This is a genomic window from Streptomyces endophyticus, from assembly GCF_035798155.1.
In the GTDB taxonomy this organism is placed as follows: Bacteria; Actinomycetota; Actinomycetes; order Streptomycetales; family Streptomycetaceae; genus Streptomyces; species Streptomyces endophyticus.
This window is the reverse complement of sequence record NZ_JAOZYC010000169.1, coordinates 43,061-55,757: the sequence shown is the minus strand read 5'-3', so window position 1 is coordinate 55,757 and position 12,697 is coordinate 43,061. Positions and strand designations below refer to the sequence as shown.

General features: G+C 68.5%; 9 protein-coding genes. 7 read left to right on the top strand and 2 right to left on the bottom strand.

Annotated features, from left to right (window positions below; genetic code table 11):
• Window positions 1-2,608, top strand: a 2,608-nt coding sequence (locus OKJ99_RS34900; RefSeq protein ID WP_326022263.1) for an SUKH-4 family immunity protein, incomplete at its 5' end; no start/stop codon positions are given.
• 67 nt (window positions 2,609-2,675) lie between these two features.
• Here the strand turns inward: OKJ99_RS34900 and OKJ99_RS34895 are convergent.
• Both OKJ99_RS34895 and OKJ99_RS34890 read right to left on the bottom strand, forming a co-directional pair.
• Window positions 2,676-3,275 carry a hypothetical protein gene (locus OKJ99_RS34895; protein ID WP_326022262.1) on the bottom strand — a complete coding sequence of 200 codons (600 nt, stop codon included), beginning with the start codon at window positions 3,273-3,275 and terminating at the stop codon, window positions 2,676-2,678.
• Between the two features lie 28 nt (window positions 3,276-3,303).
• Complete coding sequence (locus OKJ99_RS34890) at window positions 3,304-4,548, bottom strand: hypothetical protein (RefSeq protein WP_326022261.1); 1,245 nt, start codon at window positions 4,546-4,548, stop codon at window positions 3,304-3,306.
• Between the two features lie 500 nt (window positions 4,549-5,048).
• Between OKJ99_RS34890 and OKJ99_RS34885 the strand changes: the two genes are divergently transcribed.
• The 6 genes from OKJ99_RS34885 (at window position 5,049) to OKJ99_RS34860 (ending at window position 12,346) form a co-directional block, all read left to right on the top strand.
• A complete protein-coding gene (locus tag OKJ99_RS34885) occupies window positions 5,049-6,437 on the top strand; it encodes a collagenase (protein ID WP_326022260.1) in 1,389 nt (462 codons plus the stop codon).
• On the top strand, window positions 6,434-7,984 hold the full coding sequence (locus OKJ99_RS34880) for an outer membrane protein assembly factor BamB family protein (RefSeq protein WP_326022259.1): 1,551 nt from the start codon (window positions 6,434-6,436) through the stop codon (window positions 7,982-7,984). The genes OKJ99_RS34885 and OKJ99_RS34880 overlap by 4 nt, the downstream gene beginning before the upstream one ends.
• A 338-nt stretch (window positions 7,985-8,322) precedes the next feature.
• Window positions 8,323-8,637, top strand: coding sequence for a hypothetical protein (locus OKJ99_RS34875; RefSeq protein WP_326022258.1), 315 nt, complete (start codon window positions 8,323-8,325; stop codon window positions 8,635-8,637).
• Window positions 8,638-8,726: 89 nt separating this feature from the next.
• Entirely contained in the window at window positions 8,727-10,931 is a 2,205-nt protein-coding gene (locus OKJ99_RS34870) for a DUF6571 family protein (RefSeq protein ID WP_326022257.1), read from the top strand.
• A complete protein-coding gene (locus tag OKJ99_RS34865; protein WP_326022256.1) occupies window positions 10,928-11,512 on the top strand; it encodes a hypothetical protein in 585 nt (194 codons plus the stop codon). The genes OKJ99_RS34870 and OKJ99_RS34865 overlap by 4 nt, the downstream gene beginning before the upstream one ends.
• Before the next feature lie 63 nt (window positions 11,513-11,575).
• Window positions 11,576-12,346 carry a transposase family protein gene (locus tag OKJ99_RS34860; protein ID WP_326022255.1) on the top strand — a complete coding sequence of 257 codons (771 nt, stop codon included), beginning with the start codon at window positions 11,576-11,578 and terminating at the stop codon, window positions 12,344-12,346.
• Window positions 12,347-12,697 lie beyond the last annotated feature (351 nt).

The window sequence follows — 12,697 nt, the reverse complement described above, 5'->3', positions numbered from 1 at the left end:
CGGCAGTTCGCGGCTGCTGACCGGGTTCCTGATGCTGTGCGACCCCGGCCACCGCGAGCGCATCGACCTCGCGCGCCTCGACCCGTGGACGGTCCCGCCGCCGCTGCCCGCGCCCGCGGTGCCGAGCGCCGCGGGACGCACGCCCGCGCAGGTGCTGTGGCTGCTCGCCGACCACTACGGGATCGACGTCGCGCGCGATGCCGAGGTCTACGAGGCCTTGGGCGCGGGTGAGCACGTGATCGTCGTGCCCGATGTGGACGAGGCCGGTCCCGTACGGGCCGGGCGCGGGCCCGAGCGGATGGCGCGCGAGCTGCTGCTGCCGCTCGCGGGGCTCCCCTCCGTACGACTTCTCGCCGAGGTCCCGCGCGCGGTGGCCGCCGAGATCGCCGCCGCACTCCCTGCCGGGACGGCACAGGTCATCGATCTCGACGCGCCCGAGCACGCCGACCTCCACGGCCTCACCCTGCAGACCCAGATCGCGCTCGACCCGACCTTCGGGGCGCCCCGGCTGCCGTTCACCGAGGATCCGCAGATGCGGCTCTGGCTCGCGCAGGGCATCGCATCGCGCACGGCCGCGGGTCCAGGCGGCAGCCGCCTGACCGCCCAACTGACCGTCAGCGCACACTTGTTGGCCCCCGAGCCGCCGCCGAACGCCGCCCTCTTCCCCGCCGGCCCCGCCGAAGCCGTCGCCATGCACGCCCAACGCCTCGGCGCGGACCCGACCCTCCTGCCCGCGATGCTCGCTCCGCTGGCCCTCGCCGAGGGCGAGGGACTGCCGCTGCCGCTGTGGGCCCCGCTGGCCTCGGCGCTGGCCGCCCGCGACCTGTCGCAGGACATCGCCAACGGCATGCCGCTCGCCGGCCCGTTCGTCACCACGGTGAACGACGAGGACGCGGCGAAACCCACCCTCATCACCCTCGCCCATTCGGCCCTCGGCGAGGCGATCCGCGCCATGCTGCCCGATGTGCGCTCCGCACACCTCTGCCTCGCGATGGAGCTGCTGGAGCGGGTCCCCGACGAGGGTTGGGAGCAGGCCGACCCCTACGTACGGGACGGCATCGTCGGCCACCTCCTGGGCGCGGGCCAACTGCCCCGCCTGCTCAAGGACCCGTGGCTGCTGGTGCACACGGACCCGGTGGTACTGCGGGCCGCGCTGGAGGAGGTCGCGCCGGACGACCGGGCGCGCGCGTCGCTGCCCGCTCCGGGACGCACGTACCTACGGATCGCGCCGCTCCTGACGCGCACGCAGGCGGGTCCCGAGCAGCGCGCGCGGATGCTGGCGTCGGCGTTCGAGGAGGACGGACTCACGCAGTACGCGAGCGCGTTGGGCTCGGCCGCCCAGGGCTCGGGGGCCCAGGGCGCGGGGGCCTCGGGCGCGGGGGCCTCGGGCTCCACGGCCCGGGGCGAGGGGGTCGGCCCTGCCGACTCCGGGCCCCCGGCTCCGGTGGTCCCGCAGCGCACGGCTCCGCCGTCGACGGCACCGGTGCCGCCCGCCACCTCACCGCAGCCCACCCCCACCGTGGTGGACTACCCGTTGGCCCCGCCCGCAGCATCCCCTCAGCCGCACCAGCCGGCACACACGCCCGCCCCCGCCGGCCCACCACCCGGCCGCCCGGCCACCGGCCCGGGCAACACCGCGGTCTTCACCTACGTCGACCCGCGCACCGGCCAGGAGGCCTACGTCACGGCCACCTCGGCGCCCGGAAAGCCGCCGGCCGAGTACCAGGGCATGGCGCAGCTGGGCGAGTTGAGGGTGCCCGTGGAAAACGTCGTCGCGATCCACACGGACCTGTCCCCCGGCTACTTCCCCGGCGGCTACACGGCGAACGTCCTGTTGTCCACGTTCCCGAGGGCCTCCCACTCGCACGCCCACCCCTACGGCCGGGACCAGGCCTCCCGCACCGAGGGAATCACCGCGCTCACCTCACACGCGCAGATGATGTCCCAACTCGCCGGCCAGCAAGCACCACCACAGCCGTCCCGCGCCCCGCTCCCCCACCCCGTACCGCCCACGCATGTCCTGCCGGACGCGGAGCTCGGCCCGCTGCTCACGCAGGTCTTCGGCGAGCAGAAGGTCCGCCGTTACGCTCCCCAGCTCCTGGCCACCGCGGCACTCCCCGACGCGGCACGCGCGACCCTGGCCACCGCCGGCCTCCCCGCCGACGTCCCCCTCTTCTTCCTGGCGGACACCGACGCACCCGGCGTCACGCCCGTCATGGGCGGCATGTTCGCGGACGTGCGTACCCACCTCATCGGTACGGGCGTCCAGTTGCCCCCTGATGCGGCCAACACCCTCGCCACGCACACCCGCATCGGCACCGACGGCATGTTCGTGATCACGGTGCAGCGCGACAGCGGCCAGGTCTGGGCGGCCATGCCCCTGGACGGCCACCTCCAGTACGTGAACTCCTCGGTCGCCGCCTTCGCGTACTCCCTCGCCACCCTGTACGCGACGCGCGGCCACATGCTCGACGCGGACCCACACCTGGCGGGCAACATCGTCGCCGACCTCCAGACCCGCCTGCTGGCCATCGACCCGAACGCCCTGTCGGAACCGGGCAACTGGTGGTCCCTGATCATCGAGCAGATGTGGCACGGGTTGTTCTGAGGAGGGGGTTCAGAGGAGGGGGGTTCAGAGGACGGGGCGTCAACGCTGCTCCCCCGCCGCCCTCTCGTCACCCATGCACACGCACCGGCCGCCGGATCCGGAGGCGTCTGATCCCCGCCCTCCGCGCCCTCGCGATGCGCTCAGCACCAGCGCTCTTCCTCTCCGGGGCCCAGAGCTTCCAACCGTTCGGCTGCATGATCAGCAGTTCGCCACTTCCTGGTACGAACGCAGCACCGCCGAAGAGCCTGTCACCCGCGAACCACAGGCCGGCCTCAATATCCTTCGGCCAGCCGTCCTTCCTGCTGGCCTTGTGGGCGCGCATCGTCCACATCGGATTCCGTTCCTGCCCGAGCAGCAGAAAGAGCACGCCCCCGCCTTCCTGTCGCACTTTCTTGAGGGTGGGGACAAAGTCAGCCTCGTAGGCCCGGAAGGCGCGCGCACACATCCAGGTGCAACCAGCTCTGCGCGCAAGCATCTGCAGACAGTAGAGACCGCCGAGAATTCCGACGAGCCCGACAGGAATGAGAAGTGCGGTGTCACTTACCACGAACAGCACCCATAGCGCCACGAACAAGGGCGCCTGCCGGGCAAATCGCTTAACGGCGAACCGGTAATGATGCCGCACGGCTTCCCGGATCTCGGAGTTCAGCCGCTCCTTGGAGCTCACGCACAGCATCCTTTCCTCATGGCCCTATTCAGGCCTTCGTTGCGGTCGCCTCGGTCAGAGCCGGGGAACCCTTCCGGGAGCTGCCGGAAGCCAAGTAGCCGACGCACGTTCCCAGGAGCGCAACAGCCGCGACGAACCCCGCCGCCCAGCGGGGGCGGCCTCCCGTATCGGTCAGGAGCAGGGCGGTGGCGACCATGGCGACCGCGAGGAGCACCACGCTCCACCCGTGGATGCGGAGCGGCCAGGACGTCACCGGCAGCCACAGTGCCACCGACCGGCGGGGGTCGACCGGTGCTTCCGGGGTGCCGACGGTGGACGAGTCACGGTCGACCCGCGCGACCTGAGCGCTCCACACCTCACCCGGCAGGCACCATCCGCCGTCGCCGATCAGTGAGGCACGCAGCCGCTCGCCGGAACCCCCGGCCGCAGGCTTTTCGGCCGCGGCCCAGCAGACCCACACTTCCTCGTTCCGCAGGGACCTGGCGATGGCCTGGTTGTTCTGCTCCGCGCAGAAGTGGACCTCACCGGTAGCGGTGCGCACCCGCAGCGCGGTGCCGCCACCGCCCCACCGCGTAACGCCCCAAACGCTGCCACGGACCGCACGCGCACCGCCTTCGAGGCGGGAGAGCCCACGGAAACCGCCCCCGAAGACGGACAGCAGCACCACAAGGAGCGACACCCCTGCCCAGCCGCCGAAGAACGCCCAGGTAGCGACGGGCGTCAAGGCAGTGCCGGCCTGCAGTCGGTCGAGCGTCCCGCTGTCACCGTGCACGGCACCGAGTTCGGGGTGGCCCGGCGAGTACAGGACCCTCAACTTCCCGCCCTCGTGGGGCTCTTCGTGCGTGCGAGCCCAGAGCGTCGTCCGGGAACCCGGCTCTCCCTCTCGCCCCGGCAGCATCACCGTCACCTCGGCCCCGAAGTCCGTATCCGAGCGGCCTGCGTACCGCTCGAGTTCGCGCACCTGCACGATCCGGGCGCTGCCCGGGACGGCCCCGGCCTCGGCCAGGGCAGCCGCTCGGCCGGCGTCCGTGTCGTCTCCCGCGGTTACGGCCAGAATCCCGGCGAGCGCCGCCAGAAACGCGACGATGCCGACCAGTCCGCGCGCCTTCACACGCCGCCCGACGGGCAACGCCGCCGGCAGCCCCGGCGGATCCCCGGCCGCCGGAAACTCCGGCCTGACGGCGCTGTACCCCGCGCTCTCGCCACCGTCCCCCACGGGCAGCCCGCGACGCCCCAGCAGCACGACGGCCAGACACCCCAGCAGAACCACCAAGCACGCGACGATCAGCCCACGCCGCCACGCCAGAACCGGCAGAAAAAGCCACCCCAGAAAGGCGACAACGCACACACTCGAAGCCGTCCAACTGGCCGGAGCCAGCCCTCGCACGCGGTACCGACGGACAGGCGATTCCAAAGATCCACTCGTTCCCATACCGCCGTAACCCCGTCCCCGTTGAGCGCGCCCTGAGCAGCCGCCGACTTTACTGAACCGCGGGTCCGAGGACGGACGGGCCCCGGTGTTGCGGGAGTTACCGGCGGTGCCGGTATAAGCATCTGATAAAAATGAGGCTCGCGTCCCCTAGGTCGGATGCATGACAAGCGTCGTCACGGGGGACGGACGTGTGTCCCCCCTATAACGAGGGATCCATGTCGTTTCAACCGCCGCAGGGGTACGGGCAGTCGTATCCCCCGCAACAGCCACCCAGGCCACCGTCTCCGCCGCCCGCACCCCCGGGACCCCCGATCACGCCGCAGCGCGACGCACCGCGCACCGTGAACCCGGTCCTCAAGTGGGTGACCGTGGCCTTCGGCGGAATCGCCGTCATTGCGCTCGGCCTGATGGTGTTCGGCATCGTCCAGGCGGTCAGTGACGACCCGTTGCCCGTGGCCGGCAAGGGCGGGCAGGCCACCGAGATCACCCAGGGCGACATGTCCGATCTCCTCAAGAACCACTCCAAGGCGCTCACGGGCGGCGACAAGGGCGCCTACCTCGCGCCGTTCGACGGCAGCTCGTCGACGCTGAGGACCAAGCAGGCTTCGCTGTTCGCGAACCTTCGTAAGGTCCCGTTCGCGGTGTCCGAGTATCAGTACTTCACAATCGACGGCCGGGCCGTCGACCACTACGGCGCGGGCGCGTCGGCTTCCGTCGAAGTGGCGTTCGTACACCAGGTGAAGGGGGCTGACGCCAGCCCCGTCGCCGAGTTGTACCGCTGGACGGTCGAGAAGAAGACCTCGGACTCGGACCTGAAGGTCACCGCGGTGGGACCGTCCACTCCGGAGATCCCGGGATACGGCGAGATGACCAACTACCCGGCCCCCTGGGACGCGTACGACTCGATGGCCGTCACCGTCAAGCCGCACACCGTGATCATGTCGGACTCCGCCCAGGCGGCCGACGCCCGTCGCTACGCCCCGTACATCGAGAAGGCGGCGACGGACAATCTCGCGGTCTGGGAGGCCAAGGGCCCCAAGAGCGGCCACACGATGCCCGGCTTCGTCGTCACACTCGAGAAGAACCGCAAGGTGTACAAGCACATGTACCGGGCGGGCACCGGCCAGGAGGACGACGAGTCGATCGCCGAGGCGGGCGTGTCCATCCAGATGCCGGCGGTGACAGCCGGCGGGACCAAGGCCAGGGTGAACGTCCAAAACGGTGGCGCCCGCATCGTCATGGACACCGCGGAGAGCCGGTTCACCCGTCCCGGTTACGCCTCGGGCGTTCTCGAGATCAGCCACCACGAACTGGCGCACACCATGGTGGAGCCGCTGACGGGCCCCGACGGCCAGGCGCAGCTGTGGGTGATCGAGGGCTTCGCCGAATACATGGCAATGCGGAATGCGCCCTCGTCGGCGGCCAACGAACTGCGCGGCCTGAAGAGGTACTACGCGGGCAGCTACGTCGATCCCTTCGACGGCAAGCTCCCTCTCAGCGACGACTTCCACAGCACGATCGACGCGGAGAACAGCGCGCACTACACCCTGGGCTGGCTGGCCATCCGCTTCATCGCCGAGAAGTACGGCGAGGACAAGGCCCTCGCCTTCGTGGCCGAGCAGTACAAGAACCCCAAGGGGATGAACGCGCAGCTGACGAAGGCCACCGGTATGGGTTCGGACGAGTTCCAGAACGCCTGGGCCGACTACGTGAGGAAGCAGATCTCATGACGACGCCCGGCTACTCCAACGGCATGCCGCCCGTTCCGGGTCAGCAGCCCCACAACCCGCCGTATCCGCCCCAACAGGGCTACGCACCGCAGCAGCCCTATCCACCGCAGCAGACCTACCCGCCGCAGCAACCCCAACAAGCCTTCGCGCCGCCGCAGTTCACGCCCATGCACCCGCCGTCCTCCACCCCCGGGAAGCAGCGGGGCAAGGGGCTGATGATCTTCCTCCTGGTGCTCAGCGTCATCATGTCGGGCGTCTTCGGCTCGGTGGCCTGGATCGTGCTCGACCCCTCCAAGACCCAGGTCGAGTGGAGCCTTCCGTACTACGGGGGCGAATCCGACACCCAGAACTACCTCGGTACGTGGTTCACGGGGAAGAACGTCGTCCGCGCCCAGACCGACGGTGTCAGCGCACTCGATGCCAACAGCGGCGACCTTCAGTGGGGCATGGCCGCTCCCGGAAAGGGAGCCTCCACGATCTGTCACGCCTCCTCCGTGACCAGCGAGGACATCGCGATCCTCGCCGTCGGCGCCGTCCATGACTGCAACGGCCTCTTCGCCCTTGACCTCAAGACCGGCAAGAAGCTGTGGCAGCACACGATCTCGAAGCGTCAGGACGGCCCCAGCACCGCGGTGAGCGGCGGCACGGTCGTCGTCAACGACAAGACCGCGTACGACCTGCGTACCGGCAAGGTGCTCTGGAAGGACAGCAAGAAGGAGACGTACGGCGGAAAGCCGTGCGAGGGCCAGGGGTACGTCGGCGGCAAGCAGCTGGTGAGGGTGCAGCTCTGCACCACCCGCTGGGCCTACGGCTCCCCGGACGGCCAGAGCTCGACGGCGGCCGGCGTCGATCCGGCCACCGGCAAGGCGAAGTGGACCTATGCCATGGGTGACGGCGAGTGGGAGTACGGCGAGGACGCGATGGTCGTGTCGACCTCTCCGGTCATCGTCGGCGTCCCCCAGGAGGTGAAGAAGAACGGGTTCACCGTCCTGCAGGATGACGGCAAAGCCAGAAACACCCTGGTTCTCGGAGAGAACCTCGAGGAATACTCCTCCCCCGACATCTACTTCTCGCAGCAGGAGGCCGCGACGGAAGGCGACCCGCGGCCCGCGCTGAAGGTCATCGGCAATACGCTCTACATCGCCGAAAAGCACGACGGTTCGAGCCTGGGGTCGGCGATCGACGCGTACGACCTCGCCAGCGGCAAGCGCGTCTGGTCCACCGGAAGCAGCGACGACGCGGAGTACTCGCTCGTCCAAGGGTCCGGAAACGAGCTCCTGGCGCTGAAGCAAGACGAAACCGGCTGGCGGGAGGAGAACTTCGGCGGCGACGGGTCCCCCATGTACCTCGTCAGCCTCGACCCCAAGTCCGGCTCCGAGACGCAAGAGCAGTACTACGGGCACCTGGACGGCGCCCTCGGTCAGGACGCCTGGGCGATGCCCTACCTGCACGACGACAGCGTGTTCCTGGCCTCGGTCTCCAACACCGGCAAGAGCTCGGTGGCGAGCGAGGCGCACGAGGCCTCGCTCGTCAAGATGGGCGACTGACGCTCCGCGGGGCGGGCGGCGACCATCCGGTGGCCGCCCGCCCCGCCCACGGTCGACCTCACGCTTCCCGCCTGATCGACTGCAACTGGCTCACGGCTGAGCGCGAGACGGCCACCGCACCGCCACAGAACCACGCGAACCCATCACATCCCCCTGGCATCCCCCTGGCATCTCCCTGACATCCCCCTCGAACAGCTGTACCGTACCGCTGTCGAATTCACGGATCTGAGAGTTGCGGCCCGCGCGCCGCCAACGGGGGCTGATTCCAGGTGACTTCACCTTCTGGTGCCGGTACGTCCACGACCGGATCAGGCACAAGCAAGACCGACACCAGCCGCATGAAGCAGGCGGCCAACGCCCTGGTCGAACTCCGCGGTGACACCGAGAACGTCGACAACACCGCCGACGAGAACACTCAGAGCGCCGTCAAAGGCCTCAACAAACACACCGCCCCCGGCCTCCCGGAGGCCGGCTCCTGGGCCACCGCCGGCTCCCTGATGACGATGGACGTCCGCTGGGGCGAACAGGTCACCCACCTCAAGGGCATGCTGCAGGACATCAGCGACCGCCTGCACGCCACCACCGGCGAGTACACCCGTGCCGAGCAGGAAGAACAGGCCCGCATGGCCTCGATCACTTCCCCCTTCGGCTGAGCGGACCCGCTTCCCCGCTCGCCGCTAGGCCGGTACATCAGCCGGCCCGGACGCCTCGTCCGCCCCACGCCCCAAAGGAATCACCACACATGCCGTCCTTCGCCTACGTCAACGAGGCCGATCTCGCGCCCTTAGCCACGGCCGCCGAGTCCTGGAAGGTCCTGCCCGCCAAGTACGAGAGCCTGCATGACGAGTTCACCCGCCGCGTCATCACCCACCTCGAGGGCCACTGGGAAGGCGACGCTGCCGAAGCAGCCTTCTCCACCATGAAGAAGGCCCGCAAGCAGTACGAGGACGCCGCCACCGAGGCCGGCCGCATCGCCAAGCTCCTGAACGACGCCCACGGCGAGTTCGCCAAGTTCCAGAAACAGCTACACACGCTGATCGACGAGGCTCCGGCCGACGGCTTCCGCATCTCCGACAAGGGAGCGATCGAGGACGTCGACGAACGCTGGAACAGCCCCACAGCCTCCTCTGCCGAAGGCTTCGCCACCGAGCGCAACAAGGCCCTGGACGCCCTGGAATCCCGTATGAAACGGATCCTGGAACTGGCCACCGCCGCCGACGAGGCCGCAAGCGCCGCCCTGGAACGCGACGCCAACGGCGACAACAACACATCCTTCAACACCAGCGCCTACACGAGCCTCGACGCCATCGAGGCCGACCAGGCAGCACACCTCATGAAGAAGAAGGGCCGCCTGACCGACGTCGAATTCGACCGACTGAACGCCGTCCTCTCCGCCAACCGTAACGACCCCGAATTCGCCAGCCGCTTCGCGCTGAAAACCGGAGCCGACAACACTCTGGAAAGGTACAACGAGCTCGTCAACCCGCCCGCCGGAACCCATCTCTCCAAGAGGGAGCTCGCCGAACTCAAGTCGTTCCAGAGGAACTTGGGCACCACCCTGGGGACCGCCACCAGATCCGACGACAATGGCAAGCCGAACGCTGGCATCACCAAGTTCCAGAACGACCTACTCGCATCCGGACAGCACGAGTTCAACGCCAACCCCACTCAGTCCGCCTACGGCCTCAATGGCTACCAGCTCACCGGAAGCCTGATGAGCCACGGAAAGTGGGACAGGGACTTTCTCCAGGACTACGGCGACGACCTCATCACGGCGGAGAAGAACGGCACAGCGGGCGGCGGGAAGAACCCCGACGCCTACTGGAGCGGCGACAACACCCGCACCTCCGGACTGACCAACATCGTGGCCCTCGACCCCATGACCGGCTTCATGGAAGGCCTCGGCCACAACCCCGAAGCCTCCACCGAGTTCCTCACCGGCAGCACCACCGTCGACGGCGAGGAGATCGACCGCCTCGACTACCTCCTCAAGGACCGCCACTGGCCCGAAGGTGCCGCCTACACCGGCGACGCCAAGCACCCCAGCGGCTACGACAACCTCGGGCACGCGATGGAATCCGCCACCACTGGACGCTCCTACGGAGACGAGGACGCGGCACCCGTAAAGCACAGCCCGGAGCGCGCGGCACTGATGCACGACATCGTCAACACGGTAGGCGCCGAGCCCGGGACGCTCGCCGAGGACGGGCGCAACGCACTCCGCGACAGCCTGGGGAACATGACCGCCGACTACATGGCCGACGTCCAAGGAGCCATAGCCAACGAACAAGGCACCATCACCCCCTTCGGAGCGGACGCAGACCTGGACATGTCGAAGCTCCAGCCCTTCCTCGGCGCGGTGGGCCAGGACCCCGACGCCTACGCAGCCATCACCCAGGCCCAACAGGCCCACTCCGCGGTACTCATGCAGCGGGTCATCGAAAGCGACCCCACGCAGATGACCGAGGCCCTGCAGAACGTCGCCCATCCTGGAGCCGTTGTGGCCGGAATCATGGCCGACGGGCGCACTCAGGCCATACATGAGGCGCACTCCGCCTCGGACGCCGACTACAACAACGCCGTCGCCACCACTGATAAATGGGTAGGACGCGGATTGTCGATGGCCGTCGGCGGCGCCACCGCCGCCGCCGCCCCTGTAGCCGGGGTCATCGCCGGGTTCGCAGTCGAGGACATCCAGGAACTCGTCGTCAAGCGGGCCCAGCAGGACACTGGCGCCGAAGCCAACTCCGAGGCGGCAGGGGATTACGCAGACGGCAGGAAAGCGATCGGCACCTCCACCGCCCAGTCTCTTCGGCTGGCCTACCAAGCCGCTGGGCTCGACATGACGCAAGGGGATATCAACGTGGACAGCGGCACCATCGAGCGGACAGCCCAGCTTGGATACGCCGAAGGTGCGACGTGGAACTCCTCGGTGAACGACAAATGAGCAACACGACCAACAGGCGCCCCCGGCACCGGCCGATCGCCGTCATCGCTCTGCTCCTGCTCACCCTGACCGGCTGCAGCAACAACAAGAACCCGCCCGACACTCCCAGCACCGCTTCCCCGGTCTGCGACGGCAAACTCTCCGGCTCGGTGTTCAACTCCCTTGTCGGTGACGGCGGCATCACCTCCGAGGACACCAGCCGCTTCCACCCGACCACGTGGAAGGCATACGGGTACTGCTTCCTGGACGGCGAGGAGCACTCCGTCCGCATCTCCTACCTGTGGAAGAAGACCGTGAGGAACGGCACGAGCGCGTCGCCTTCCCCCACTTCCGCCACCTCCTCGCGGACGGCAGACACCTTCACCGTGAATTCGTGGACCGGCTCGGTGGTCGGCCACCGAGCCTGGATCGACATTCCCTGCACCGCACCAGGCGTGTGGAAAAAAGGCGAGGCCATGCTGGAGGTCGAGGTCCAGGACATGCCAGCCTTCCGGACCTTCGACGCGGCTCTGCGCAAGGACTTCGCCACCGCAGCCACGAAGGCCACCCGCTACTTGGCGGGAGATGTCTTCTCCTGCTGACGCCTTGACAGTGAACCCCCTAAAGCGTGTTGCACAAGGCCATGAACTGGGAATCTCCGGTGTATGGCTGGGGTGTTGAGGGCCGAACAGGTGTGGATAGAGACGTTCACCGGGTTGCGGATGACGCAGTTTGCGCGGCTGCTGAGGGCGGTGCGTGAGCGGGGCGGTAACGGCACTCTGCGGGGTCGGCCGTGGAGTCTGCCGCTGGCCGAGCGGGTGCTGATCGTCGCGGTGTACTACCGGACGAACCTGACGATGCGGCAGCTGGGCCCGTTGTTCGGCATCTCCTCCTCGACAGTGTGCCGGGTGATCCAGCGGCTCGGTCCGCTGCTGGCGCTGGAGCCCGTCTCCCGCCCGGCCGATGCCACCGATCGGTTGTGGATCGTGGACGGCACCCTCATCCCGGTCCGTGACCGGCACGTCGGCTCGTCCTCGCGCAACTACCGGTTCTCGGCGAACGTGCAGGTCATCGTGGATGCCGACACCTGTCTCGTGATCGCTGCGGCCCGGCCGGTGCCGGGCACCACCGCGGACGCGCATGCCTGGCGGGCTTCCGGCCTCGCCGAGCACTGCCAGGGCGTGACCGTGCTCGGCGACGGCGCCTATCTCAACTGCGGGATGGTCGTGCCGCACCGCAAGCGTCCCCGACGCGAGCTGCTGCCGGGCGAGGAGTCCGACAACGCGGCCCATCGCACGGTGCGGGCCCGGGTGGAGCATGTGATCGGCCGGATGAAGAACTACAAGATCCTCCGCGACTGCCGGCAGCATGGCGACGGCCTCCACCACGCCGTCCAGGCCGTCGCCCACATGCACAACCTCGCCCTCGCATCATGACCAGAAGACCGCGACCGCGTGCCCTGTCCTGCTCGAACACGGCCTTGTGCAACACGCTTTAAGGGCCGTCCCGTAATCCCCATCGGGTGCGATACGCGAACGTCTCAGCACTGCCGGGGCGTCCGAACACGTCAGGTCCGAGCATGTGCGACAACGGTGAAGAGGCGCCACAAGGCCGGTATCAATGTGGCGTGTCCGTGTAGCCTGCCGCCGGGTGAGGGGTGATGGGTGGGGCTGCTTGTCTCCGCTGCTTAGCTCGACAAGTGATCTTGTAGGGAGGGTCATGCATAAGCTGAACACTGCTCCGGGCCACCAATATGTACCCGTGATGTCCAATTGTGACTATCCGGA